Genomic DNA, 25,216 nt, shown 5'->3' with positions numbered 1-25,216 from the left:
ACGGTACTCCGGCTCCGGGAGCGACTGCGGGCGACCACCGCGCGTCCCGGCCGGCAGCGGTCGTACGCTTGGCGGTTGTGGCCCGATCCACCTCCCTGTTGAAGCGGCTGCTCGTCGGTCGACCGTTCCGGTCCGACCGCCTCAAGCACACCCTCCTCCCGAAGCGCATCGCCCTGCCCGTGTTCGCCTCGGACGCGCTGTCCAGCGTGGCGTACGCGCCGGACGAGATCCTCCTGATGCTCTCCATCGCGGGGGCCTCGGCCTTCGTGTTCTCGCCGTGGGTGGCCCTCGGCGTCGTCGTGGTGATGCTGGCCGTGGTGGCCAGCTACCGGCAGAACGTGCACGCCTACCCCTCCGGCGGTGGCGACTACGAGGTGGCCACGGTCAACCTCGGTCCACGGGCCGGAGTCGGGGTGGCCAGCGCCCTGTTGGTCGACTACGTGCTGACGGTCGCCGTGTCGGTCTCCTCCGGGGTGGCCAACCTCGGCTCGGTGATCCCCTTCGTGGCGACCCACAAGGTGCTGATCGCGGTCTGCGCGGTGGTCCTGCTCACCGCGGTCAACCTGCGCGGGCTCAAGGAGGCCGGCAGCGCGTTCGCCATCCCCACCTACGGCTTCATGATCGTCATCATCGGCATGATCCTCACCGGGCTGGTCCGGATCGTGGTGCTCGGCGAGGATCTGCGCGCCCCCAGCGCCGACCTGGTGATCGCCGCCGAGTGGCACGACACCACCGGCTGGGCGATGGCGTTCCTGCTGCTGCGCAGCTTCTCCTCCGGATGCGCCGCGCTCACCGGCGTGGAGGCGATCTCCAACGGGGTGCCGGCGTTCAAGGCCCCCAAGAGCCGCAACGCCGCCACTACGTTGCTGATGCTCGGCCTGGTCGCGGTGACCATGCTGGTCGGCATCGTCTGGCTGGCCCGGCTCACCGGGTTGCAGTTCGTCGAGGCCCCGGGACACCAGATCGTCGGGGGCCCGGACGGGTACGTGCAGAAGACCGTCACCGCGCAGCTCGCCGAGACCATCTTCGGATCCGGCTCGATCCTGCTGTTCCTGGTGGTCGGGGTCACCGCCACGATCCTGTTCGTGGCCGCGAACACGGCCTTCACCGGTTTCCCGGTGCTCGGCTCGATCCTGGCCCAGGACCGCTACCTGCCCCGGCAACTGCACACCCGGGGCGACCGGCTGGCCTTCTCCAACGGCGTCCTCTTCCTGGCCGCCTTCGCGATCGTGCTGATCGTCGGCTTCCAGGCCGAGGTGACCAAGCTCATCCAGCTCTACATCGTCGGGGTCTTCGTCTCGTTCACGCTCTCCCAGGCCGGCATGATCCGGCACTGGAACCGGCTGCTGCGCACCGAACGCGACCCCCGGGTGCGGTCCCGGATGGTCCGCTCCCGGGCGATCAACGCCTTCGGCATGGCGATGACCGGAACGGTGCTGGTCATCGTGCTGATCACCAAGTTCCTGCTGGGCGCGTGGATCGCGATCGTCGCGATGGGCGTGATCTACCTGCTGATGCTGGCCATCCGCCGGCACTACGACCGGGTCGCGGTGGAGCTGTCCCCGGACGAGGGCCGCCCGGTGCTGCCCGCCCGCAACCACGCGATCGTGCTGGTCAGCAAGCTGCACCAGCCGACGCTGCGGGCGGTGGCCTACGCGCAGGCCACCCGGCCGGACACGCTGACCGCGGTGACCGTGAACGTGGACGACACCGACACCCGGCAGTTGCAGGCGGACTGGGAGCGGCGGGAGGTGCCGGTCACGCTCACCGTGGTCGACTCGCCGTACCGGGAGATCACCCGGCCGATCCTGAACTACGTGGCGGGGGTCCGCCGGGAGTCGCCGCGCGACGTGGTCACCGTCTTCATCCCCGAGTACGTGGTCGGCCGCTGGTGGGAGAACCTGTTGCACAACCAGAGCGCGCTGCGGCTCAAGGGCCGCCTGCTCTTCGAACCGGGAGTGATGGTGACGAGTGTGCCGTGGCAGCTCGCCTCGACCGCCGGCAAGGACCTGGACCGGATGGACGCCACGCTGAGCCGGGGACCGGCCCGGGGGCCCCGGGTGACGCCGCGCAGCACGCTGCCGCCGAGCGTCCCACCGGCCGGCTCGGTGTCGTCCCGGGACGGCGAGACGCCGGGCGGTGAGCCGCGATGAGCGGGCCGGCTGGCGGCGGGTTGGAGGAGGCCCAGCGGGTCGAGCTGACCGTCGCGGCGGTCGCCCCCGGTGGCCACTGTGTGGCCCGGGTCGACGGGCAGGTGGTCTTCGTCCGGCACGCGCTGCCCGGCGAACGGGTGGTGGCCGAGGTGACCGAGGTGCACCGGGGATTCGTCCGGGCCGACGCGGTGACCGTGCTGGAGACCGCCGCGCAGCGGGTCACCCCGCCCTGCCCGTACGCCCGCCCGGGCCAGTGCGGCGGGTGTGACCTGCAACACGTCGCCCCGCAGGCCCAACTCGACTGGAAGACCACGGTCGTCCGCGAGCAACTCGTCCGGATCGGCGGCCTCGACGAGGCCGCCTGCGACGCGCTGGGCGTCCGGGTCGAGGCGCTGCCCGGCGGGCCGCTGGGCTGGCGCTCCCGGGTTCGCTACGCGGTCGACGCGGCGGGCCGGGCCGGTCTGCTCAAACACCGCTCGCACGAGGTGGTGCCGATCGACCGCTGCCTGATCGCCCACCCGGCCGTGCAGGAACTGCCGGTGCTCACCTCCGCCGGTGCGCAGTGGCCCGACGCCGAGGCGGTGGAGACGGTCGCCTCCACCGGCGGGGACGTGACGGTGACCGCCGTCGTGGCCGGGCGTACCCGGATCGTCAGCGGCCCGGAGCGGGTGCGCGAGCGGGCCGCGGGCCGGGAGTGGGCGCTGCCCGCCTCGTCCTTCTGGCAGGTGCACCCGGCGGCGGCGGACGCGCTTGTCGACGCGGTGCGGGAACTGACCGACCCGCAGCCGGGCGAGACCGCCTGGGACCTCTACGGCGGGGCCGGACTCTTCGCCGCCGCGCTGGCCGAACGGGTCGGCGAGTCGGGCCGGGTCACGCTGGTCGAGGCGGCCGGCGCCGGCGTCACGGCGGCCCGGGAGAACCTGCGCGACCTGCCCCGGGTGGAGGTGGTGGCGGCCCGGGTGGAGACCGCGCTGGCCCGCCGCCGGATCACCGGCCCGGTCGACGTGGTGGTGCTCGATCCGCCCCGGTCGGGCGCCGGTGCCCGGGTGGTGCGCGACGTGGTCGCCGCCGGGCCGCGCGCCGTGGCCTACGTGGCCTGCGACCCGGCCGCGTTTGCCCGGGACCTGCGGGTCTTCACCGGCCTGGGCTGGCGGCTGGCGACGCTGCGCGGCTACGACCTCTTCCCGATGACCCAGCACGTGGAGCTGGTGGCGCTGCTGGTCCCAGGCCCGGCCGCCGACTGACGGCCCGGGCGCCTAGCCTGGGCCGGTGAAGATCGTCGGGCTGATGTCGGGGACCTCGTACGACGGGGTGGACGTGGTGGCGGCCGAGTTCACCGTCGAGGGCGACACGCTGTTGCTGCGGCCGCTCGGGCACCGGGGACTGGCCTACGACGACGAGCTGCGCGCCGCGATCGGGGCGGTGCTGTCGCCGGGCGCGACCACGATCGCCGACGTGTGCCGGCTGGACAACCGGCTGGGCGAGGTCTTCGCCGAGGCGGCGACCGTCGGTCTGGACCTGGCCGGGGGCGGCGTCGACGTGGTGGTCTCGCCGGGGCAGACGGTCTTCCACTGGGTCGAGGGCGGCCGGGCCCGGGGCACCCTGCAACTCGGCGCGGCGGCCCGGGTGGCCACCCGGGCCGGCGTACCGGTGCTCGCCGACCTGCGCTCGGCGGACGTCGCCGCCGGTGGGCAGGGCGCGCCGCTGGTGGTCGACCGGCCGGGAGCTGTTCCACGCCGGGTACCTCGACCGGAGGCTGGCCGCTCTGGACGAGCCGGTGGCCGTCGACGACGTGTTCGCCACGTTGACCGAGTTGACCGCCCGGTCCGCCGGGGTGGTGCCGCCCGCCGCCTACGGGTGCGGGCCTGACCTGGCGGTCAGGGAGCGGGGGCGGTGACCCGGGCTGCGAGGTGTGTGAAGGCCGATAGACTCTGCGGTCATGAGTGTTGAAGAGGACACGGCCAACCAGGGCCGGCTGCTGGCCACGGTGCATGGTCCCCAGGACGTCAAGCGGATGTCCGCCAGCGAACTGGACATCCTCGGCGCCGAGATCCGCGACTTCCTGGTCGCCAAGGTGTCCCGCACCGGTGGACACATCGGTCCCAACCTGGGCGTGGTCGAACTCACCCTCGCCATGCACCGGGTCTTCGACTCTCCCCGGGACCGGCTGCTGTTCGACACCGGCCACCAGGCGTACGTTCACAAGATCATTACCGGCCGCCAGGAGGGCTTCGACCAGCTGCGCCAGCGCGGCGGGCTCTCCGGCTACCCGAGCCGTGCCGAGAGCGACCACGACATCATCGAGAACTCGCACGCCTCCACCGCCCTGTCGTACGCCGACGGGCTGGCCAAGGCGTACGCGCTGCGGGGCGAGGCGCGCAGCGTGGTCGCCGTGGTCGGCGACGGGGCTCTGACCGGCGGCATGTGCTGGGAGGCGCTGAACAACATCGCCGCCGCCGGCAACCCGCTGGTGATCGTGGTCAACGACAACGGCCGCTCGTACGCGCCGACCATCGGCGGACTCGCCGACCACCTCTCGACCCTGCGGCTGAACCCCGGTTACGAGAAGATCCTGGACACCGTCAAGGACGCCCTCGGCTCGACCCCGCTGGTCGGCAAGCCGATGTACGAGGTGCTGCACGCGGTCAAGAAGGGCATCAAGGACGCCGTCGCGCCGCAGGCGATGTTCGAGGACCTCGGCATCAAGTACGTCGGCCCGGTCGACGGGCACGACGTGGCCGCCGTCGAGACCGCGCTGCGCGCGGCGAAGAACTTCGGCGGCCCGGTGATCGTGCACGCGGTCACCCGCAAGGGCTACGGCTACCGCCCCGCCGAGGAGGACGAGGCGGACTGCTTCCACGGCCCGGGTGCCTTCGACATCGCCACCGGCAAGGCCACCGCCGCGCCGTCGGTGAAGTGGACCCACGTGTTCGGCGACGAGCTGGTCGCGATCGCCGACGAGCGGCCCGACGTGGTGGGCATCACCGCCGCGATGGCCGAGCCGACCGGCATCGCGAAGCTGGCCCGCAAGTACCCCGAGCGCACCTACGACGTGGGCATCGCCGAGCAGCACGCCGCCACCTCGGCGGCGGGTCTGGCGCTCGGCGGGCTGCACCCGGTGGTGGCGGTCTACGCGACCTTCCTCAACCGGGCCTTCGACCAGGTCCTGCTGGACGTGGCGATGCACAGGCTGCCGGTGACGTTCGTGCTGGACCGGGCCGGCATCACCGGCCCGGACGGGCCGAGCCACTACGGCATCTGGGACATGTCGGTCTTCGGGGTGGTGCCGGGTCTGCGGATGGCGGCCCCCCGGGACGCCGCCACCCTGCGCGAGGAGCTGCGCGAGGCGGTCGCCGTCGACGACGGCCCGACCGTGCTGCGCTACCCGACCGGTTCGGTCGCCGCCGACCTGCCCGCGATCCGCCGGATCGGCACGGTCGACGTGCTGGCCGAGTCGGCGCGTACCGACGTGCTGCTGGTCGCGGTCGGCGCCTTCGGCCAGCTCGGCATGGAGGTCGCCACCCGGGTCGCCGAGCAGGGCTACGGGGTCACCGTGGTGGACCCGCGCTGGGTGCGTCCGATCCCGGCCGAGCTGGTCGAGCTGGCCGTCGGGCACCGCCTGGTGGTCACCGTCGAGGACGGCGTCCGGCTGGGCGGCGTCGGGGACGCGCTCGCCCAGGCCATGCGGGACGCGGGCGTCCAGGTGCCGCTGCGCGACCTGGGCGTACCGGCCGAGTGGCACCCGCACGGCTCCCGTGCGCAGATCCTGGCCGACCTCGGCCTGACCGCGCAGGACGTGGCGCGCGACGTCACCGGCTGGATATCCCGCCTGGACAGCACCCCCGTCGACCCGCCCCGCCTGACCTCCGAGAGCACCCCCACCCCGTCCGCCAACTGACCCTCGGGAGCCGCACGCTCCCGTCGTGGGCCATCCGCCCGTACGCCGACGGCGTACGGGCGGCGCCTCGCCTCGCCCCTTCGATCATGGAGGCGTGGTCGGCTCAGCGCCGATCATGGAGTTCGGGTTGAGCTTTTGGCGTGTTGCGCCCCTTTTGTGAGCGCCACAACTCCATGATCGCGGGCGTGTCTCGCCCGGTGGCCCGCACCGGGGCGTGCGGTGCGGGGCGGTGCGTGGCGGGGGAGGGCGGCCCGTGAGGTCAGCGGCGGTGGCCGGCGGAGCGGTAGTGCGTCTTGTCGTCGGCGGCGAGGCTGAAGGTCTCGCTGCGTTCGGGGAGCGGCGCCACCACCAGGCCGGGACGGTCGAGCAGGCGGGTCGTGTCGGGCGGCACCGACAGCGTGGTGTCCTTGGTGGCGCGCCAACTCAGCACGACCAGCGGCTGGCCCGGCACCGGCAGCTCGTAGACCTGCAACGGGTTGGTCCGGTCGGCGGGGGAGAGCACCGTCGCGCCGCTGTCCGCGGGCCGGTAGACCAGCGCCGTCATCGTGCCGTCCGCGGTCTCCCAGGTCAGCTGCTCCAGCTCCGCCGGCTCGCCGCCGCCGAGGGCCAGCTCGCCGAGGGTCCGCACGGCGACCTTCGCCTTCGGCCAGGACGCCGGCACCGAATCCGGGGTGTCCCGGTCGCCGACCCGTCGGGTGACGCTGCCGAACGGACCATCCTCGCCGGCCAGCGCACAGGTGTCCAGGTCCGCCAGGGCCCGCCGACCCGAACCGCTGTCGTCGCGGACCAGCGGGTACCGGGGGTTCGCGGTGCCGGTGCCGAGATCCAGCAGCCGGTCGGCGGCACGGCCCCGGGGCAGCGACACGGTGGAGCGCAGCGTGGCGGTGACCGGCACCGCCTCGCACTGCGGGACGTCCACCGGGTCGGTCAGGCCGTCGGTGGCCGAAACGGCACGCCCGTTCGGGCCGACCAGCCGCCGGACCCGCTCCGAGGTGAGGTAGCGCCGCCCCTCGGCGGTCTGCACCGGCAGCACGTCGGAGTAGACGAGATAGCCCGGGTCGGTGTACTCGGTGGCCTGGCTGACCTCGTACCCGCCCTCGCCGCCGCCGAGCTGGAGCAGCCAGGACGCGGCCTGGCCGGGCACCGACGCGGCCACCAGGGCCAGCGGGGCGCCGTCGACCTCGCCGGAGAAGAGGATGCCGGAGGAGGGTACGTGCACCCGGTCGTCGATCGGTGAGCGCCACTCACGGACCGCCTCGGTCACCGCGGCGATGGCCGCCGCGTCCTCGACCAGCGAGCCGCGGGGCGGCCACACCGTCAGCGACCCGTCCATGCTGTCGTAGCCGACCCGGAGGTCCTGCGGCCTACGCTCGGCGACCGGACCGCAGGCGGTGACGGCGAGCAGCAGACTGGACAGGCCGGTGGCGGTCAAGCCGCGCCAGCGGGCTGGAGCCACCTGTCACGCCCCCGATCACATCGGCCGTCGTTTCGCTGGGCAATAGTACGAGACGCCCGGTCGTCGGCTCGCGCCGCCTCACGCTGCGTCGCCCGGGCAGCAACACCGGCCACAGGGGACGCCGCGTCGACTTGGGAGCTATTTCCCCACTCGGGTAGACTCCGCCGACTGTGACGCCTGCTGAGACCCGCGCCGCATCGCCGCCGAAGTCCGACGTCGTCGCAGGCTCGCCGTTCGAACCCGTCACGCAGGGTGAGGGTGCGCGCGACTCCGCGCCGACCATCGACGCCACGGACGCTTCTGTGGGGAACGGAGCCTCCGCCGCGTCCACTGTGGAGGCCCGCACGGGCACGCCGGTAATCGACGACACGCCGACCACCGCCGCCGGGACCGTGCCGGCGGTCGACGCCCCGGCCGACTCCGCGACCACGTCGGCCCCTGACGCGCCGACCGACGCGGACCCGCTGGCGGGCGCCGCAGCGGCCGGCTCGGCACCGTCACGGTGGCGACGGTTCCGCTGGACCCGCCGCCGGCAGGACCTGGCGGTCTTCGGCGGCTTCCTGCTCACCGCGATCTGGGTGACCAGCCAGATCTGGATGGACCCGGCCGGTCGGGTGGCCTCGCTCTACAGCAGCGACCCGGCACAGGTGCAGTTCTTCCTCGCCCACTCGGTACGGGTGGTGCTGCACGGCGAGTTCCCGTTCTTCACCGAGCAGTTCAACTACCCCGACGGCGTCAACCTGATGGCCAACACGGCCATCCTGGCGCTGGGCATCCCGATGGTGCCGGTGACCCTGCTGTTCGGGCCCGCCGTCACCTTCGTGGTGCTGGTCACGCTCGCCCTCGCCGGCACCGCCTCGGCCTGGTACTACGTGTTGTCCCGGCACGTGGTCAGCTACCCGCTGGCCGCGATCGTCGGCGGCTGGTTCTGCGGGTTCTCCCCGGCGATGCTGTCGCACGCCAGTTGGCATCCGAACATCATCAGCCAGTTCCTGCTGCCGTTCATCGTGTGGCGGGTCATGGTCATCACCCGCTCCACCCGGCCGTACCGGGACGGTGCGCTGCTGGCCCTGATGGTCACCGTGCAGGCGTTCATCAACGAGGAGATCCTGCTCTTCACCGCGATGGGCTGCGGCATCTTCCTGATCGCGGTGGTCGTCCAGCGTCCCGGACTCTGGTCGGCGGCCTGGCGTCCGCTGGGCAAGGCGGTCGCCACCTGCACGGTGATCGCCGGCGCGCTGCTGGCGTACCCGCTCTACATCCAGTTCGCCGGGCCGATGGCCTACCACGGGCTGAGCGACGCGGTCCGCGACTACGGCAACGACATCGCCGCGTACTTCGCCCCGGGCTCGCCGACCATCGGCGGCAACCAGCGGGCCAACGTGAACCTGGCCCCGAACTACTCCGAGGAGAACGCCTTCTTCGGGTGGAGCCTGGCCCTGATCGCGGCCGGGATCGTCCTCTGGTTACGGCGGGAACTGCTGGTCCGGGCGCTGGCGGCGACCGCCGGGTTCTACGTCGTCCTCTCCCTGGGCGAGCGCATCACCTGGTGGGACCGGGAGCTGATGGTCGGCCCGTGGGAGTGGCTGGTCCGGCTGCCGCTGCTCGACGCGGTGGTGCCGACCCGGTTCGGCATGATCGTCAGCGTGGTGGTGGCGATCCTGCTGGCGCTGGCCATCGAGCGCAGCCGCACGCTGGACCTGGACCGGCGGGTGGTGCGTACGCTGACCGTTGCCAGTCTGGTGCTCGCCCTGCTGCCGATCGCCCCGATGCCGCTGCCGATGACCTCCCGGCCGCCGGTGCCCGACTTCATCACCTCGGACCGCTGGCGCGCCTACGTCGGGCCGGACCAGACGCTGGTGCCGATCCCGGTGCCGAGCATGGGCAACACCCACGGGATGCGCTGGGCGGCCTCCACCAACCTCGACTTCAAGATGCCCGGCGGCTACTTCCTCGCCCCGCGCAACGCCACCACCGGTGACCCGGGTCGCTTCAACGGGCGGCCCAGCGGTGTCGGGAAGCTGCTGGAGGAGGTCGCGACGACCGGCCGTACGCCGGAACTGGACGATCGTCAGCGGCGTCGTTCCCTCGACGAGCTGCGGCACTGGAAGGCGGCCGTGCTGGTGCTGCCGTTGCGCCAGCCGCATTCGGAGCCGCTGCGGCAGACCGTCGAGCAGTTGGTCGGCCCGGCCCGGCAGGAGTTGGACGTCTGGGTGTGGGACGTACGGTCGTTGACCGCTCCGACGACCTGATGGCGGTGGTCGGCACGGCCGACCGTACCGCCGAGGTGGCGTCACGCCGTCGCCGGTGGCTGCCCGCGCGTACCCCGGACATGGCGGTGCCGGTCGGCTACCTCGCGTTGGCGGTGTGGCTGACCCACCGCCAGTGGGGCCCTCCGGACCGGCTGTTCCACCAGGCCGGTGACCAGATCCTCTTCGAGTGGATGCTGGCCCGCGCGGCCCGTGCCGTGGTCGGACTGGAGAACCCGCTGTGGAGCGACGCGCTGAACGCGCCCGGCGGGGTGAACCTGATGGCCAACACCTCCGTGCTCGGGCTCGGTGTCCCGCTGACCCCGGTCACGCTGCTGTTCGGGTCGCAGGCCGCCTTCGGCGTCGCGGTGGTGCTCTGCCTCGCCGGCACCGCCACCGCCTGGTACGTGCTGCTGCGCCGCCGCCTGGCCGCCGCCTGGCCGGCCGCCGCCGTCGGCGGGCTGATCTGCGGCTTCGCGCCCGGCATGATCGCCCAGGCCGGTACGCACCTGCACATGGCCGCCCAGTTCCTGGTGCCGGTGATCCTGGCGCTGGTGTTCCGCCCCGAGCCGGACGGCCGGGTGCGGCGGCACGGGGTGCTGCTCGGGCTGGTCGTGACGTACCAGGTCTTCCTCGGTGAGGAGGTCCTGCTGTTCGTGGCGCTGGCGTCCGGCGTGCTCGTCCTCGGCTACGCGGCGGCCGACCCGGCCACCGCCCGCCGGCTCGCCCCGTCGACGGCCGGGCGGATCGGGATCGGTGCGCTGGTGGCCGGGGTGCTGCTGGCATACCCGCTGTGGTTCCAGTTCTTCGGGCCGGGCCACTACCGGGATATGCCGTTCCACGCGTACAGCTACCAGTTGGACGCGGCCTCGTTCACCGGGTTCGCCCGGCAGACGCTGTTCGGCGACGACCGACCGCCCGGCCTGCTGGCGCCCAACCCGACCGAGGAGAACTCGTTCTTCGGCGTCGGCCTGCTGGTGCTGGCCGTGGTGGTCACGGTCCGGCTGTGGCGTCGGCCGCTGGTCCGCGCGCTGGCCGCCTGCGGGCTGGTGTTCGCCCTGCTCTCCCTCGGCGCCCGGGTACGCCTCGACGGGACGGCCACCGACCTGCCCGGGCCGTACCGGCTGATCGCCGAGCTGCCGCTGCTCGACCACGTGGTGCCGGCCCGGTTCGCGCTGGTCTGCGCCCCGGTGCTGGGTGTCCTGGTCGCGCTGGCGGTGGACCTGTGGATTCGGCGCGCGGCCGTCGACACCGCGCCCGCCCGAGGCCGGTGGCACCGGCCGCTCCGCCTTGTCGGGCCCGCCGCGTTGGCCGTCGCCCTGCTGCCGCTGGTGCCGACCCCGATCCGGACCGTGCCGAGCCGGCCGGTGCCGGCGTTCGTCGCCGACGGCGCCTGGCGGGCGTACGTGCCGGCGGGCCGGACGCTGGTGCCGGTGCCGCCGGTGACCAACGCCGGTCGTAGCCCGGGCATGCTCTGGTCGGCCCGGACGGGCCTGGCCTTCACCGCGCCGGGTGGCTTCTTCATCGGCCCGCGCGCCCCGGACGACCCGACGGCCCGGTGGGGTGCCCCGGACAGGCCCACCTCGGTGCTGTTGCGGTGGGTGGCGGACACCGGCGTGGTGCCGCCGATCACCGAGACGGACCGCCGGCAGGCGGTGGTGGACCTGCGGCACTGGCGGGCGGCCGTGGTCGTGCAGGGCGGGCTGCACCACGGCGAGCCGGTGCGGCACACCCTGGAGGCCCTGCTCGGCCCGCCCGGGGAGATCGACGGCGCGCTGGTCTGGGACGTCCGCCCACTGGTCGACTGAGCCGCCCCCGGCGGCGCGCGGTCCGGGCGACGCGGTCCGGCGGCGGCTCCGCCGGCTTCCGGCGGGTTAGGAAGGGTCCCCTGCTATGCACGAGGCGTTAGCAGGGGACCCTTCCTTACACATCCTCAGACTCGGTCGCGGACGTCCCAGAGCCAGACGTCGTCCACCCGCTGCGGCTCACCGAGCAGGCCGGTCAGCAGGTCCCGCAACACGGCCTCCCGGGGGTGGGCGCCGAGCACCACCACCGAGGCCCGCCAGAAGCGCAGGTCCTCGACTGCCTGCTGGCGGTTCTCGTCGGTCAGCTCGGGCACCTCACCGGCGTCCATGGTGCGGTAGACGAGGGTGCTGGTGGGCCGGTTCGGTGCGCCGAAGACGCCCTCGCCGTCCAGGTTGGGGCCGATGAAGTAGCCCGCCGGGATTGGGAACTCGTGCTGGGTCAACGCGCTCCAGCGCAGCGTGGACAGCCCGTGCACGTTGCTGGGGAGGGGCACCGGCACCAGCGTGCGGCCCGCCGGCACGTACGGCCGCCAGGCGCCCGAGGTGATGAAGGTCGGCGGCGGGGCGACCTCCTCGGCCGGCAGCGGGGTGGGGAAGAGCGGCAGCACGGCCAGCGAGATGGCCGCGTACCCGACGCCGCGCTGCCACCGGGGCCGGGACCCGGCGGCGGGCGTGGGCTCGCCGGAGCGCGGGGCCGGCACCGGCGGTCGACGGTTGCCGGCCACCGCGTCCCAGGCCAGGGCGAGCAGGACACCGAGCGCGGCGGTGGTGACCAGGGTCAGCCGGGTCGGCATCATCATCTCGATCAGCGGCACGTCCTCCGGGATGTACGACCACGGGCCGGCGATGCCGGTCAGCTCGCCGTTGAACCGGATCTCCGGGCCGAGCGAGGCCACCGAGAAGAGCACCACCAGCACGGCGAGGATCCGGGCCACCAGCGACCGGCGTACCAGCAGCGCCAGCGCCACCACCGTGAACAGCACCATCGGCCAGCCGAACCAGGTGTTCTGCTCGGTCAGCCCGATGGTCGCCTCGACCGCCTCGTTGCCGGCGATGGTGTCGCGGGGGAAGGTGACGAAGGCGACGACGTCCTCGCCCCAACTGTGGAACACCCCGCCCTGCAGGCCCCGGTAGGACTGCGGGCCGTTGAACTGGAACCAGATCGGATAGGCGGTGAGCAGCAGGGCGACGCCACCGCCGAGGCCCAGACCGGCGCCGAAGGTGCCGGCGCGGGCCCACGCCTCGCGCGGCCGCATGGCCGCGTACGCGATCACGATGACCAGGCAGGCCATCGCGGTGAGCAGCAGCATCTCCTCGTTGATGAAGATCTGGTACGCCACCAGCAGGCCCAGCACCAGCCCGTTGCGCCGCCACCGGCCGGGTTCGGCCAGCCGGAACACCCGCACCACGATCAGCGGCAGCAGGAAGTTGGAGACGAAGTTGGGCTGGCCGTTGGCGTGGTGCACGATGCCGGGGGCGAAGCCGAGGAACGCGCCGCCGACGAAGGCGGCAGCCCGGGACCGCACCAGGTGCCGGGAGAGCATCCAGTACGAGGTGGCGGCGGTGGCCGCCAGCGCACCACCCAGGTAGAGCGCGTACACCACCTGCGGGCCGAGCAGCCAGGTGAGCGGGGCCAGCGGCAGGGTCACCCCGAGCAGGGAGGTGTTGGCCATCATGTTCACCCCGTCGGGGGCGTTCTGCCGCGTACTGAACAGCGGGTTCTCCAGGTGCAGCACCGAGTACGCACCGTGCGAGAACAACCACTCGAACCAACTGTGGTCGGTGGGCAGATGTGACGAGACGCGGTTCTGCACGTCCACCCAGTAGTAGAGGCAGACGAGGACACCGAGCAGCACGTAGGCTCCGATGGCCAACACGTCGATGCGCGTCGGCCCGCGTCGGCGACGTGTTGTCGCTGACTCCGCCTCGACGGTCTCGGGGACGGGGTTCAACGAGGAATCAATCACCGGCACAGCCACGACGGGCCATCGTACAGGCGGTCGCCGGGGCCGCCGACGCCCGTGAGGGCCGCGTCGGTGCGCCGCAGGAAGGACGACCGTGACGGTGATCGACCTCGGTGAACTCACCGAGCCGACCGACCAGCCGCCGAGACGCCGCCGGACCGTCGCCGGTTCGCGCCACTTCCGGGCCGCGCTGCTCGCGGTGGTCGTGCTGATGTCGATGGCCGGCGCCGCGCCGCCGACCCGCCGGGTGTACGCGACGGTGCCGGTGCCGCTCGGTGCCTCCCTGCATCTCACGGCGGACCAGATCTTCGCCGTCGTCCCCGGCACCGACGCCACCGGCGACAGGCCCGAGTTGCTCGCCTTTCCCCCTCCCGAGCGGGCCATCGGTACGCCGCCGAAGCTGACGCCGTCGTGGCGGGTTCTCCTGCCGTCCGGCCATTGGGGTTTCCGGGTGCAGTCCGTCGCCGACGACGGCGTGCTGGTCTCGACGTCCGCCGAGGCGCCCGAGAACAGCCATAGCCTGTTGCTCGACGCGCGTACCGGTCGGCCTCGCTGGCGCGAGCCGGGCGTGGCGCTCCACGATGACCCCCGCCGTGCGCTGCTGCGGACCCACCGCGAGAGCATGCCGAACACGCTGCGGGCGATCGAGTTGCCGAGCGCCCGCGAGCTGTGGTCGGTGCCGCTCTCGGCGTCCAGCGTCGACTACCGGCTGCGCGACGGTGCGGTCGACGCGATCGTAGTGTCCACCCTCGACGGTGACGTCGAGGTGCGCGACCCGGAGACCGGGAAGGTCCGGCACCGTCTGCCGGCGCCCGCCGACGACCCGGCCGGTTACCAGTCGGCGTGGGTGGTCGGCGACCTGGTGGCGGTGGTCCGCAACTCGAACACCGTCGCCGCCTATGCGGTCGACGGGCTGGCCCCGCGCTGGCAGACCACCGTGCCGACGGTCTACCACGTCACCGTCTGCGCCGCGCTGCTCTGCGCCTGGATGGCCAGCGGTGGGGTACAGGTCCTCGACCCGGCCACCGGCGCCGCACGGTGGGACGACCGGAACGTGGGTGACCTTCTGCTGGCCGGGGAACGCCGCGCGCTGGCCCTGTCCGGTCGGGCCAGCGGGGCGACGGAACTGGTCACCGTCGACATGACGACCGGGGCGGTGCTGGCCGACCACGGGACGTGGGAGCAGGTCCACCGCTACGAGTACGCGCCGCACCTGCTCGCCGTGCGACCGGTGCCCGACGTCGGCCTGGTGCTGGCCCGACTCGATCCGGACCAGGACCAGGCCCGGCCGATCGAGGTGCTGGCCGGGGCGCGTGGCGGATGCCAGGCCCGCTACGACCTCGTGGCCTGCCGCCGACAGGACGGCGACTTCGGGGTCTGGCGACTGCCGGAGTGACACCGGCCGGTGGCGCCGCGGCGACTTGGCGGCCGACGCTAGGTTGTCGGGTGGTCACCGGCGGAAAAGGGGCGTGACATGCGGGTACTGGTGGTCGAGGACGAGCGCAACCTCGCCGACGCGATCGCGCGCGGCCTGCGCAAACGCGGCATGGCGGTGGATGTCGCCTACGACGGCGACAGCGGACACGAGATGGCCTTCGTCACCCGGTACGACGTGGTGGTGCTCGACCGGGACCTGCCCGGCATGCACGGTGACCAGATCTGCGCCGAGCTGGCCGCGTCCGGGGCGCTGACCCGGGTGCTGATGCTGACCGCGAGCGGGACGGTCGCCGACCGGGTCGAGGGGTTGCAGCTCGGCGCCGACGACTACCTGCCCAAGCCGTTCGCCTTCGACGAGCTGGTGGCCCGGGTGCAGGCGCTGGGTCGGCGGGCCACCCCGGCGGCGCCGCCGGTGCTGGAGCTGGCCGACCTGGTCGTCGACCCGGCCCGGCGGGTGGCCACCCGGGCCGGGCAACCGGTGGAGCTGACCAACAAGGAGTTCGGCGTGCTCTGCGAGCTGCTCAAGGCCCGTGGCGCGGTGGTCTCCAGCGAGGAACTGCTGGAACGGGTCTGGGACGCCAACACCGACCCGTTCACCACCATCGTCCGGGTCACCGTGATGACGCTGCGCCGCAAGCTCGGCGACCCGCCGTTGATCGAGACCGTTGTCGGGGCCGGCTACCGTACCGCCGGGGTGGCGGCGTGACGCCCGCACTGGGGCTCGGGCCCGTCGCACGGCTGCGTCCGCGGCCCACCCTGCGGCTGCGACTGACCCTGCTCAACGGCGTGCTGCTGATCGGCGCCGGGGCGATCCTGCTGCTGCTGGCCTGGCTGCTGGTCCGCGACGCGCTGCGCCCCACCGACGAACTCCTGCCCGGGACCACCGTGGTGCTGGCCGACGGCAGCACCCTGGAAGCCGGAGCGTGGCAGCGGCAACTGGTCAGTTCGGCGTCCGGGGAACTGCTGGCCAAAGGTCTGGCCGCGCTGCTGGCCATCGGGGCGGTCGGCGTGATCGGGGCGTACGCGGTCGCCGGGCGGGCACTGCGACCACTGCACCAGGTGACCGCCACCGCGCGGCGACTCGGCGAGACCACCCTGCACCAGCGCATCGGCTACTCCGGAGCGGACGACGAGGTGGCCGAGCTGGCCGACACCTTCGACGCGATGCTGGACCGGATCGGCGCCGCCTTCGAGTCGCAGAAACGGTTCGTGGCCAACGCCTCGCACGAGTTGCGTACGCCGCTGGCGGTGATGCGTACCGAGATCGACGTGACGCTCAGCGACGACGACGCGGACGCGGCCGAGTACCGCCGGATGGCGACCGTGGTGCGCGACGCCTCCGAACGGGCCAACGGGCTGGTCGACGCCCTGCTGGTGCTGGCCCGCAGCGAGGCGCAGACGGGCCGGCGGCTTGCTCGGCGTACCGAGTGCGACCTGGCCGCCGGCACCCTCAACGCGCTGTCCGCGGTCCGCCGTGAGGTGGAGCGGATCAAACTGGACGTGCGGACCTCCCTCCAACCGGCACCGGTGGTCGGCGACCCCGGGCTGCTGGACCGGTTGGCCGGCAATCTGATCGAGAACGCGGTCCGCTACAACCACCTGCACGGCCGGCTCTGGGTGCGGACCGGCTCCGACGGACAGCGATCGTGGCTGGTGGTCGGCAACACCGGCTTCGAGGTCGACCCGGCCGACGTACCCGGGCTGTTCGAGCCGTTCCGGCGCGGCGGCCGGGAACGGACCGGTGCCCGAGGGTCCGGCCTCGGCCTCTCCATCGTCCGGGCGGTCTGCGACGCGCACGGCGGCACCGTGACCGCCGTGGCGCAGCCCGGGGGCGGACTGGAGGTGACCGTGAACCTGCCGGCGGCCGACGCCGCGCCGACCGTGGAGCAGGACGCCCGCTGACCGCCGGGCAGAAATTCGCTTGATCACGGTGAGAGGTTGGGGGCATGGCTTCCCGAGTGCGTTGGATCGACGTCGACTGTGCTGACCCGTACACCATGGCGACCTTCTGGGCAGCGGTCACCGGGCTGCGGCCCGACCCGGACGACCAGCCGGGGGATGAGGAGTGCGCGTTGCTGTCCGGCCCGGACGTGGCCGGTGGCGGGATGCTCTTCCAGCGGGTGCCCGAGGGCAAGGTGGCGAAGAACCGCATCCACCTGGACATCCAACCGATCGACCGGACCAGGGACGAGGAGGCCGACCGCCTGCTCGACCTGGGTGCCATGCTGGTCGCCGACCACCGTCGGCCGGACGGTAAGGGATGGGCGGTACTGGCCGACCCGGAGGGCAACGAGTTCTGCGTGGAACGCAGCGTGGCGGAACACTCCACGACGGTCGGCTGACCGCTCAGTACACCCCTCCGCCGGCCTGGAACCCGACGAGCAGGTGGCCACCGGGACGGACGGCCCGGCTCGGCGGGCGGGCCGTCGACGGAGTGTGCTGCTTCTGGTCAGGATCGTTGTTCGATCTGGCCCCGAATGGTGACGAACTCGGCCGCGGCGTCGGCGCGGGAGGAGAAGTACATGACGATCATGCCGAGGCTGCCCCGGTTGGACCAGACGCAGATGCCCAGCGCCACGTCGGCCCGGCCGTCGCCGCAGCGGGCCTCGCCGCCGAGCGGGCCCGGCTCGACCGGCGTCATGTTGCTGACCGCCAGCTCGGTCGAGATCGCCTGGACCGCCTCGTCGAGTTCCTTCTTCGGGTCGGCCATCAGCCCGGAGACGGCCACGATCATCACGAGGCTCTCCTGTGACGGGTCACCGTAGAAGGCGCCGACCGCGCCCGTCTCGTTCTGGATCGAGGACTTCAGTTCCCGGACCATCGAGTCGGAGAGCTGCTGCAACTCCGGATCGGTGACCTTCGGGCGCCCGGCCAGGGTCTCCGGCGCCACCACCCGGGTCCGGCTGGCGTCGACCGCCTCGCCGACGGTGTCCCGGACCACGAACCAGACGACCGCGCCGCCGCCGACGCAGAGCACCAGGAGTACGGCGAGGACGATCAGCACGATCTTCCCGGCGCTGGACTTCTTCGGCGGTGGGGGCGTCGGGAAGGCGCCGTACGACTGACCGGGCGCAGGGTACCCGCCGCCCGGCGGGGGCGGGGGATAGCCGGCACCCGGCGGAGGCGAGGGATAGCCGGCACCCGGCGGCGGTGGGTAGCCACCGGCCTGCGGATACGACCCGGCCGGCGGGTAGGGGCCGCTGCTCGGCGGCGGGTAGCTGCCGCCCGGTGGGTACGGGCCGGCGCCGGGCGGATTGTGGTGCTGGTCCGGGTGGGACATGCGGTCAGCTCCTGGTGAAGGGTGGAACCGGTGATGGTAGCCAACCGCCGCTCATGCAGCTGCCCCAGGTCACGGTGGTCGCCCGGACCGGGCGACCACCGTGACGCGGCTCGGCTCAGCCGGCCAGGCTGGCCACACCGCGCGGTAGGAAGCGCCGGCCGGTGACCTGCTCGCTGGTGCCGGTCCGGTCCAGGTACGGCGTGACGCCGCCCAGGTGGAACGGCCACCCGGCACCGAGGATCATGCACAGGTCCACGTCCTGCGCCTCGGCGACGACCCCCTCGTCCAGCATCAGCCGGATCTCCTGGGCCAGCGCGTCGAGCGCCTGCTGGCGTACCTGCTCCTCGGTGAGCGGCTGGTCGCCGACCACCAGCAGCTTCGCCACCTCGGCGTTGATCTCGTCGTCCACCACGATGGGCTGGCCGGAATCCGCGATCCGCTTGAGGTTCTCGCTGACCGTGAACCGCTCCGGGAAGGCCGCGTGCAGGGTGCCGCCGACGTGGTGGGCGACGGCCGGGCCGACGAGCTGGAGCAGTGCCAGCGGTCGCATCGGCAGGCCCAGCGGGTCCAGCGCGCGGTTCGCGACCTCCAGCGGGGTGCCCGCGTCCACGGCGGCGAAGACGGTGCCGAGGAAGCGGGTCAGCAGCCGGTTGACCACGAACGCCGGGGCGTCCTTCACCAGCACCGACGACTTCTTGAGCTGCTTGCCGACGGCGAAGGCGGTGGCCAGGGTGGCCTCGTCGGTCCGCTCACCGCGGACGATCTCCAGCAGCGGCAGCACCGCGACCGGGTTGAAGAAGTGGAAGCCGACCACCCGCTCCGGGTGCGCCAGGCCCTCGGCCATCGCGGTGATCGACAGCGAGGAGGTGTTCGTCGCCAGCACCGCCTCCGGCGAGACGATCTTCTCCAGCTCGGCCCAGACCTGCTTCTTGACGGACAGGTCCTCGAAGACTGCCTCGATGACGAAGTCGGCATCCGCGAATGCGCTCTTGTCGACCGTGCCGCTGACCAGGCCGTACAGCTTGGCGGCGGTGCCCTTGTCCATCCGGCCCTTGCTGACGGCCTTCTCGATCTGGGCGTGCACGTAGCCGACGCCGGAGTCCACCCGGGCCTGGTCGAGGTCGGTGAGCACCACCGGCACCTGGAGGCGGCGGGCGAACAGCAGCGCCAACTGGCCGGCCATCAGGCCCGCGCCGACGATGCCGACCTTGGTCACCGGGCGGGCCAACGCCTTGTCCGGCGCGCCGGCCGGCCGCTTGGCCCGCCGCTGCACCAGGTCGAAGGCGTACAGGCCGCTGCGCAGCTCCTCGGAGAAGACCAGGTCGGCCAGGGCCTCGTCCTCGGCGGCCGTGCCGGTGGCGAAGTCGGCGTCCTTCGCCGTCTCCAGAAGGTCCAGCGCCCGGTACGCGGACGGAACCGCGCCGTGCAGCCGCTGGTCCAGCGTCTGCCGGGCGAAGTAGAGCACGCCCGCCCACATGTCCTTGTCGACCTCGGGCCGAGTGACGGTGACCTCGCCGCGCACCACCCCGGCGGCCCACTCCAGCGACCGCTCCAGGAAGTCGGCCGGCTCCAGCAGAACGTCGGCGATGCCCAGCTCGGCGGCCTGCTTCGGCTTGAGCATCTTGTTCTGCATCAGCGGGTTCTGGATGATCACCTGGGTGGCCGCCGGGATGCCGATCAGGTTCGGTAGGAGCTGGGTGCCGCCCCAACCCGGGATCAGCCCGAGCGACACCTCGGGCAGCGCCAGCGCCGCCGCGCCGCCGGACAGCGTCCGGTAGTGGCAGTGCAGGGCCAGCTCCAGGCCGCCGCCCATCGCCGCGCCGTTGACGAAGGCGAAGGTGGGGATTGGGCTGTCCTTGAGCCGGGCGAAGACCCGGTGTCCCAGCCGGCCGATCTCCAACGCCTGCGCCCGGTCGGCCAGCAGCGGCAGGCTGGTGATGTCCGCGCCGACGCAGAAGATGTACGGCTTGCCGGTCACCGCGATGAACGCCGGGTCGGCCGCCAGCGCGGCGCTGATCGCCTCGTCCAGGCTGGTCAGGCCGCCCGGGCCGAAGGTGTTCGGCTTGGTGTGGTCGAATCCGTTGTCGAGGGTGATCAGAGTGGCCGGGCGGTCCAGCCCCGGCACGTTCACCTGACGCAGCAGCGCCCTGGTGACCACCTCGTTCGGTGCCGCGAGACTCATTTGTCTCCACCCTCCCGTTGAGCCGGCTGGCCGGACTCGGTCCAGTGCGGGTTCTCCCAGATGACCGTGCCGCCCATGCCGATGCCGATGCACATCGCGGTGAGGCCGTAGCGGACCTCCGGGTGCTCGGCGAAGTGCCGGGCTAGCTGGGTCATCAGCCGTACGCCCGAGGAGGCGAGCGGGTGCCCGATGGCGATCGCGCCGCCCCACGGGTTGACCCGGGGATCGTCGTCGGCGATGCCGAAGTGGTCGAGGAAGGCGAGCACCTGCACGGCGAACGCCTCGTTCAACTCGAACAGGCCGAGGTCGCCGATGGTCAGACCGGCGATGCGCAGCGCCTTCTCGGTCGACGGGATCGGGCCCACGCCCATCACCTCGGGCTCGACGCCGACGAAACCGTACGACACCAGCCGCATGGCGACCGGCAGGCCCAGCTCGCGGGCGACGTCCTCGGCGACCAGCAGGCTGGCGGTCGCGCCGTCGTTGAGCCCGGCCGCGTTGCCTGCGGTCACCTTGCCGTGCGGGCGGAACGGGGTCTTGAGCGTGGCCAGCTTCTCCAGCGAGGTGTCCCGGGGCGCCTCGTCCACGGTGGCCAGGCCCCAGCCGGTCTCCGGGTCGCGGACCGCCACCGGGACCAGGTCGTCCTGGAGCTTGCCGTTGGCGTACGCCTTCGCGGTCTTCTGCTGCGAGGCGAGAGCGAACGCGTCGGTGCGCTCCTTGGTGATGTGCGGGATCCGGTCGTGCAGGTTCTCCGCCGTGGAGCCCATCACCAGCGCGGACGGGTCGACAAGCTTCTCCGCGACGATGCGTGGGTTCGGGTCGACGCCCTCGCCCATCGGGTGGCGGCCCATGTGCTCGACCCCACCGGCGATCGCGACGTCGTACGCGCCCACGGCGATGCCGCTGGCGACGGTGGTCACCGCGGTCATCGCACCGGCACACATCCGGTCGATCGCGAAGCCGGGAACCGTCTTGGGCAGGCCCGCCAGCAGGGCGGCGGTTCGGCCGATCGTCAGGCCCTGGTCACCGATCTGGGTGGTGGCGGCGATGGCCACCTCCTCGACCCGTTCGGGGGGTAGCTGCGGATTGCGGCGCAGCAGTTCGCGGATGCATCGGATCACCAGGTCGTCGGCGCGGGTGTTGGCGTACATCCCACCCGCCTTGCCGAACGGGGTACGGACGCCGTCCACGAAGACGACATCCCGAACTTCACGGGGCACTTGAGCCTCCTAGCCAGCACTGGCGTTTCCCCCGAATGCTACTAGCCGGTAATAACCCGCGCCTCCGCCCCCGCTGTGGCCCACCCCACACCCCCACCCACCCCCACACCCCCACACCCCCCCACCCACCCCCACACCCCCACACCCACCCCCACACCCACCCCACGCGTCGACGGCTCGTCTTGTCGCGTTGATCAAGAGGTTTGCGTCAGGCAGGCGTGCGGTCGCCGACGCAAACCTCTTGATCAACGCTGGATCAGGCGGGTGGGGTGGGGGAGTCGGGGGGTGGGGGTGGGGGTGGGGTGGTGAGGGCTTGGGCTAGGGCGGGGAGGAGGAGGGTGATCTGCCAGTCGCGGGCGTGGTGGCTGCGGAGGGCCTCGGCGACGGTGTGCTCGGTGATCTCCTCGGGGGGCTGCCAGGCGACGCGGCGGATGGTGTCGGGGGAGATCAGGTTCTCCGGCGGCAGGTGGTGCTCGCCGGCCACCCGCAGCACCACCTCGCGGGAGCGGGTGAGCCGGGCGGCGGCGGCCGGATCCCGTTCCGCCCAACGGTGCGGCGGGGGCGGACCCTCCACCGTCGGCGTCACCGGCAACGCGTCGTCCGGCAACTGCCGGGCGTCGTCCAGCGCCGTCAGCCAGGTCCGGGCCAGCCGGCGTACCGACCGACCGCCGAAACCGGGCAGGGTGAGCAGCGTCTTCTCGTCCTTCGGGTCCAGCTCGGCGGCGGCCACGATGGCCGAGTCGGGCAGCACCCGCCCCGGTGCCGCGTCGCGGCGGGCGGCGATCTGGTCCCGGGCGTACCAGAGGCTGCGCACCCGGGCCTGCGCCCGCGCCCCGCGTACCCGGTGGATGCCGGAGGTACGCCGCCACGGATCGGCCCGGACCCGCGGTGGACGGTCCCCGCTGTTCACCAGCGCGGCGAACTCCTCGGCCGCCCACGCGGACTTGCCCTGCCGGGACAGCTCCGCGTCGAGCGCGTCCCGCAGGTCGGTCAGCAGCTCCACGTCCAGCGCGGCGTAGGTGAGCCAGGACTCCGGCAACGGCCGACTGGACCAGTCCGCCGCCGAGTGGTGCTTCTCCAGGCTGAAACCGAGCAACTGCTCGGTGAGCGCGGCCAGGCCGACCCGCTCGAAGCCGGCCAGCCGGGCGGCCAGCTCGGTGTCGAAGAGCTGGCGCGGTCGCAACCCCAACTCGGCGAGGCAGGGCAGATCCTGGTTGGCCGCGTGCAGCACCCACTCCGACTCGGCGATCGCGGCGTCGAGGGTGCTCAGGTCGGGCAGCGGTAGCGGGTCGATCAGCACGGTGCCGGCGCCCTGGCGGCGCAACTGCACCAGGTACGCCCGCTGGCTGTAGCGGTAGCCGGAGGCACGTTCGGCATCCAGGGCCACCGGGCCGGTGCCGGCCGCGAAACGGGCCACCACCTCGGCGAGCTGGTCCGGTGTCGCCACCGGTTCGGGGGTGCCCTCACGGGGTGCGGTCAACGGCACGGACTCGCCGCCGGTGGGTTCGGTCCCCGCGTCCGACGGCTCCGGCCGCGCCGACGGCTCGTGGTGCGTGTCGTTTCCCGTACGGCTTGCGGCGGTCCGACGGCGCAGGGGTGGTTCGTCGGTCACCTGGCAACCCTAGTGCGCCACTGGATCGTGCGGCGCGCACCCGCCCTGCCGCGTGTCGGCGGTTCGCCGACTCCGGGCCGGGGCGGCCCCGTCAACCGGCAGCCGCGGCGCGGCGCTCGGGCAGCGCGGTGACGCCGGGCGGCGGCAGACCCGCGGTGGAGGCGAGCAGCGTGCACCAGGCGTACAGGTGCGGGGTGAGCTCGACACCGGTCGGAGTCCACGACGCGCGGATCTCGATGTCGCAGGCCGCCGCGGGACCCGCCAGGTCGCCGAACCGGGTCGACGCCGTCTGGGTGATCGTGCCGCCGATCGCGCGGTGCCCGGCGTCGTGCGCCTCCAGCGCGTCGGTGAGCCAGGTCCAGGCCACCGCGGGCAGCAGCGGGTCGGCGGCCAGGTCGACCTCCAGCTCGGCGGTCACGTAGGTGACCAGGCGCAGGGTGCCCTGCCACCCCTCGTGCCCCGCCGGGTCGTGCAGCAGGATCAGCCGGGCGGTGGCCACCTCGTCGCCGTCCCGCAGCACCGCCGCGGAGAGCGCGAACGAGTACGGCGCCAGCCGTTGCGGCGCGCCGACCTCTTCCAGCTCGATCTCCGGTCGGGGTGCCGCCACCCGGAGTCCGGTGACCGCGCGGGCGAAGGTGTCCGGGAGCACGATCGGGGCGGCCATGTTCGCAGCCTAAGCCGCCGCCCGGTTCCCGGCTCGGACGGCGCGCCGACGATCTCCCCACACGACCACCGCCCGCCTGCTGTGTTAGCAGGGGTCCCCTGCTCTACCGCAGGCGTTAGCAGGGGGCCCTTCCTTTCACGTCACAAAGCCGGTGGTGGGCGCGGAGCGGGGATCGGGCGCGTGGCACGATGGCCGCGATGGCCACCGACACCACGGGCGACGCTGCCCGAGACGACGCACCCCGCCCCGACGGGCCGGCCGGCTCGCCCTTCGTGCGGGCGTGCCGCCGCCGGTCCGTCCCGCACACCCCGGTCTGGTTCATGCGCCAGGCCGGCCGCTCGCTGCCGGAGTACCGGGAGATCCGGGCCAACGTGGCGATGCTGGAGTCCTGCCGCCGGCCCGATCTGGTCACCGAGATCACCCTCCAGCCGGTGCGCCGGCACCACGTGGACGCGGCGATCCTGTTCAGCGACATCGTGGTGCCGGTCGCCGCCGCCGGGGTCGACCTGGACATCGTGCCCGGAACCGGCCCAGTGGCGGCCGAGCCGGTACGCACCGCCGCCGACGTCGAGCGGATCCGACTGATCGACCGCAGCGACGTCGCCTACGTCGACGAGGCGGTCCGGATGCTGGTCGAGGAGCTGGGCGACACCCCGCTGATCGGATTCGCCGGCGCTCCGTTCACGCTGGCCAGCTACCTGGTCGAGGGCGGCCCGTCGCGGACCCACGCCAAGACCAAGGCGCTGATGTACGGCGAGCCCGAGCTGTGGCACGCGCTGGCCGGCCGGTTGGCCGAGGTGACGTTGGCGTTCCTGCGGGTGCAGATCGAGGCCGGGGTCTCCGCCGTGCAGCTCTTCGACTCCTGGGCCGGCGCGCTCTCCGAGGCCGACTACCGCCGCTTCGTGCTGCCCCACTCGACGGCCGTGCTCAGCGGGCTTGCCGAGGCTGGTGTGCCCCGGATCCACTTCGGGGTGGGCACCGCCGAGCTGCTCGGCGCGATGGGCGAGGCCGGCGCCGACGTGGTCGGCGTGGACTGGCGTACGCCGCTGGACGTCGCGACCGGCCGGATCGGGCCGGACAAGGCCGTGCAGGGCAACCTCGACCCGTGCCTGCTGTTCGCCCCGTGGCCGGTGATCGAGGCCGAGGTGCGCCGGATCCTCGACGAGGGCCGGGCCGCTCCCGGGCACGTGTTCAACCTGGGCCACGGCGTGCTGCCGGAGACCGACCCGGAGGTGCTGACCCGGGTGGTCGCGCTGGTGCACGAACTCTCCGCCCGGCCCGCCGACCGGGACTGAC

Annotated in this window: 18 protein-coding genes and 1 pseudogene; 12 read left to right on the top strand and 7 right to left on the bottom strand. The window is 72.9% G+C overall.

Going from position 1 to position 25,216, the window contains the following annotated elements; translation table 11 throughout:
- The first annotated feature begins 77 nt into the window (after window positions 1-77).
- From ID554_RS04110 to dxs, 5 genes and pseudogenes are all read left to right on the top strand, one after another.
- Window positions 78-2,153 (top strand): APC family permease, encoded by a 2,076-nt coding sequence (locus ID554_RS04110; protein ID WP_117226578.1) that lies wholly within the window; start codon window positions 78-80, stop codon window positions 2,151-2,153.
- The gene (locus ID554_RS04105) at window positions 2,150-3,397 is read left to right on the top strand and encodes a class I SAM-dependent RNA methyltransferase (protein ID WP_117226577.1); all 1,248 of its coding nucleotides are present in this window, start codon (window positions 2,150-2,152) and stop codon (window positions 3,395-3,397) included. The genes ID554_RS04110 and ID554_RS04105 overlap by 4 nt, the downstream gene beginning before the upstream one ends.
- A 43-nt stretch (window positions 3,398-3,440) precedes the next feature.
- Window positions 3,441-3,806 (top strand): annotated as a pseudogene (locus ID554_RS32910) (anhydro-N-acetylmuramic acid kinase); the annotation flags it as partial.
- Window positions 3,807-3,840: 34 nt separating this feature from the next.
- Window positions 3,841-4,050 carry an anhydro-N-acetylmuramic acid kinase gene (locus tag ID554_RS32905; RefSeq protein WP_223884432.1) on the top strand — a complete coding sequence of 70 codons (210 nt, stop codon included), beginning with the start codon at window positions 3,841-3,843 and terminating at the stop codon, window positions 4,048-4,050.
- 42 nt (window positions 4,051-4,092) lie between these two features.
- Window positions 4,093-6,051 (top strand): 1-deoxy-D-xylulose-5-phosphate synthase, encoded by a 1,959-nt coding sequence (gene dxs, locus ID554_RS04095; RefSeq protein WP_117226576.1) that lies wholly within the window; start codon window positions 4,093-4,095, stop codon window positions 6,049-6,051.
- 259 nt (window positions 6,052-6,310) lie between these two features.
- On the opposite strand, the gene ID554_RS04090 is transcribed toward dxs, so the two are convergent.
- Window positions 6,311-7,507 (bottom strand): hypothetical protein, encoded by a 1,197-nt coding sequence (locus ID554_RS04090; protein WP_117226575.1) that lies wholly within the window; start codon window positions 7,505-7,507, stop codon window positions 6,311-6,313.
- Window positions 7,508-7,899: 392 nt separating this feature from the next.
- Between ID554_RS04090 and ID554_RS04085 the strand changes: the two genes are divergently transcribed.
- Entirely contained in the window at window positions 7,900-9,759 is a 1,860-nt protein-coding gene (locus ID554_RS04085) for a hypothetical protein (protein WP_396888533.1), read from the top strand.
- Window positions 9,723-11,564: a hypothetical protein gene (locus ID554_RS04080; RefSeq protein WP_117226574.1), complete on the top strand. Its 1,842-nt coding sequence runs from the start codon at window positions 9,723-9,725 to the stop codon at window positions 11,562-11,564. Before ID554_RS04085 ends, ID554_RS04080 begins: the two co-directional genes overlap by 37 nt.
- Before the next feature lie 125 nt (window positions 11,565-11,689).
- Here the strand turns inward: ID554_RS04080 and ID554_RS04075 are convergent, their stop codons facing one another.
- Entirely contained in the window at window positions 11,690-13,540 is a 1,851-nt protein-coding gene (locus ID554_RS04075) for a hypothetical protein (protein ID WP_117226573.1), read from the bottom strand.
- Window positions 13,541-13,619: 79 nt separating this feature from the next.
- Between ID554_RS04075 and ID554_RS04070 the strand changes: the two genes are divergently transcribed.
- The 4 genes from ID554_RS04070 (at window position 13,620) to ID554_RS04055 (ending at window position 17,304) form a co-directional block, all read left to right on the top strand.
- Window positions 13,620-14,921 carry an outer membrane protein assembly factor BamB family protein gene (locus tag ID554_RS04070; protein WP_117226572.1) on the top strand — a complete coding sequence of 434 codons (1,302 nt, stop codon included), beginning with the start codon at window positions 13,620-13,622 and terminating at the stop codon, window positions 14,919-14,921.
- 78 nt (window positions 14,922-14,999) lie between these two features.
- The gene (locus ID554_RS04065) at window positions 15,000-15,668 is read left to right on the top strand and encodes a response regulator transcription factor (RefSeq protein WP_117226571.1); all 669 of its coding nucleotides are present in this window, start codon (window positions 15,000-15,002) and stop codon (window positions 15,666-15,668) included.
- Window positions 15,665-16,864 (top strand): sensor histidine kinase, encoded by a 1,200-nt coding sequence (locus ID554_RS04060; protein ID WP_223884430.1) that lies wholly within the window; start codon window positions 15,665-15,667, stop codon window positions 16,862-16,864. The genes ID554_RS04065 and ID554_RS04060 overlap by 4 nt, the downstream gene beginning before the upstream one ends.
- Window positions 16,865-16,908: 44 nt before the next feature.
- On the top strand, window positions 16,909-17,304 hold the full coding sequence (locus tag ID554_RS04055) for a VOC family protein (RefSeq protein ID WP_117226570.1): 396 nt from the start codon (window positions 16,909-16,911) through the stop codon (window positions 17,302-17,304).
- A 107-nt stretch (window positions 17,305-17,411) separates the two neighbouring features.
- On the opposite strand, the gene ID554_RS04050 is transcribed toward ID554_RS04055, so the two are convergent.
- The 5 genes from ID554_RS04050 to ID554_RS04030 all read right to left on the bottom strand — a co-directional run bounded on the left by ID554_RS04050 (window position 17,412) and on the right by ID554_RS04030 (window position 23,920).
- Window positions 17,412-18,242, bottom strand: coding sequence for a hypothetical protein (locus ID554_RS04050; protein ID WP_191088710.1), 831 nt, complete (start codon window positions 18,240-18,242; stop codon window positions 17,412-17,414).
- A 115-nt stretch (window positions 18,243-18,357) separates the two neighbouring features.
- Complete coding sequence (locus ID554_RS04045) at window positions 18,358-20,424, bottom strand: 3-hydroxyacyl-CoA dehydrogenase NAD-binding domain-containing protein (RefSeq protein WP_117226569.1); 2,067 nt, start codon at window positions 20,422-20,424, stop codon at window positions 18,358-18,360.
- Entirely contained in the window at window positions 20,421-21,644 is a 1,224-nt protein-coding gene (locus ID554_RS04040; protein ID WP_117226568.1) for a thiolase family protein, read from the bottom strand. Before ID554_RS04040 ends, ID554_RS04045 begins: the two co-directional genes overlap by 4 nt.
- A 256-nt stretch (window positions 21,645-21,900) precedes the next feature.
- Window positions 21,901-23,256 carry a ribonuclease D gene (locus ID554_RS04035; RefSeq protein ID WP_117226567.1) on the bottom strand — a complete coding sequence of 452 codons (1,356 nt, stop codon included), beginning with the start codon at window positions 23,254-23,256 and terminating at the stop codon, window positions 21,901-21,903.
- 91 nt (window positions 23,257-23,347) lie between these two features.
- On the bottom strand, window positions 23,348-23,920 hold the full coding sequence (locus ID554_RS04030) for a DUF3000 domain-containing protein (RefSeq protein WP_117226566.1): 573 nt from the start codon (window positions 23,918-23,920) through the stop codon (window positions 23,348-23,350).
- 188 nt (window positions 23,921-24,108) lie between these two features.
- Between ID554_RS04030 and hemE the strand changes: the two genes are divergently transcribed.
- On the top strand, window positions 24,109-25,215 hold the full coding sequence (hemE, locus tag ID554_RS04025) for a uroporphyrinogen decarboxylase (RefSeq protein ID WP_117226565.1): 1,107 nt from the start codon (window positions 24,109-24,111) through the stop codon (window positions 25,213-25,215).
- The last annotated feature ends 1 nt before the right edge of the window (window position 25,216 follow it).

The sequence above is a fragment of the Micromonospora craniellae genome (assembly GCF_014764405.1).
Lineage (GTDB): Bacteria > Actinomycetota > Actinomycetes > Mycobacteriales > Micromonosporaceae > Micromonospora > Micromonospora craniellae.
The sequence above is the reverse complement of the archived record's forward strand: the minus strand, read 5'-3'. Positions and strand labels throughout refer to the sequence as shown.

Excerpts from the sequence above, each read along its gene's own strand:
- ID554_RS04045 (WP_117226569.1), bottom strand. The coding sequence starts at position 20,424 with ATGAGTCTCGCGGCACCGAACGAGGTGGTCACCAGGGCGCTGCTGCGT.
- hemE (WP_117226565.1), top strand. The coding sequence starts at position 24,109 with ATGGCCGCGATGGCCACCGACACCACGGGCGACGCTGCCCGAGACGAC.
- ID554_RS04030 (WP_117226566.1), bottom strand. The coding sequence starts at position 23,920 with ATGGCCGCCCCGATCGTGCTCCCGGACACCTTCGCCCGCGCGGTCACC.
- ID554_RS04065 (WP_117226571.1), top strand. The coding sequence starts at position 15,000 with ATGCGGGTACTGGTGGTCGAGGACGAGCGCAACCTCGCCGACGCGATC.
- dxs (WP_117226576.1), top strand. The coding sequence starts at position 4,093 with ATGAGTGTTGAAGAGGACACGGCCAACCAGGGCCGGCTGCTGGCCACG.
- ID554_RS04050 (WP_191088710.1), bottom strand. The coding sequence starts at position 18,242 with ATGTCCCACCCGGACCAGCACCACAATCCGCCCGGCGCCGGCCCGTAC.
- ID554_RS04055 (WP_117226570.1), top strand. The coding sequence starts at position 16,909 with ATGGCTTCCCGAGTGCGTTGGATCGACGTCGACTGTGCTGACCCGTAC.
- ID554_RS04105 (WP_117226577.1), top strand. The coding sequence starts at position 2,150 with ATGAGCGGGCCGGCTGGCGGCGGGTTGGAGGAGGCCCAGCGGGTCGAG.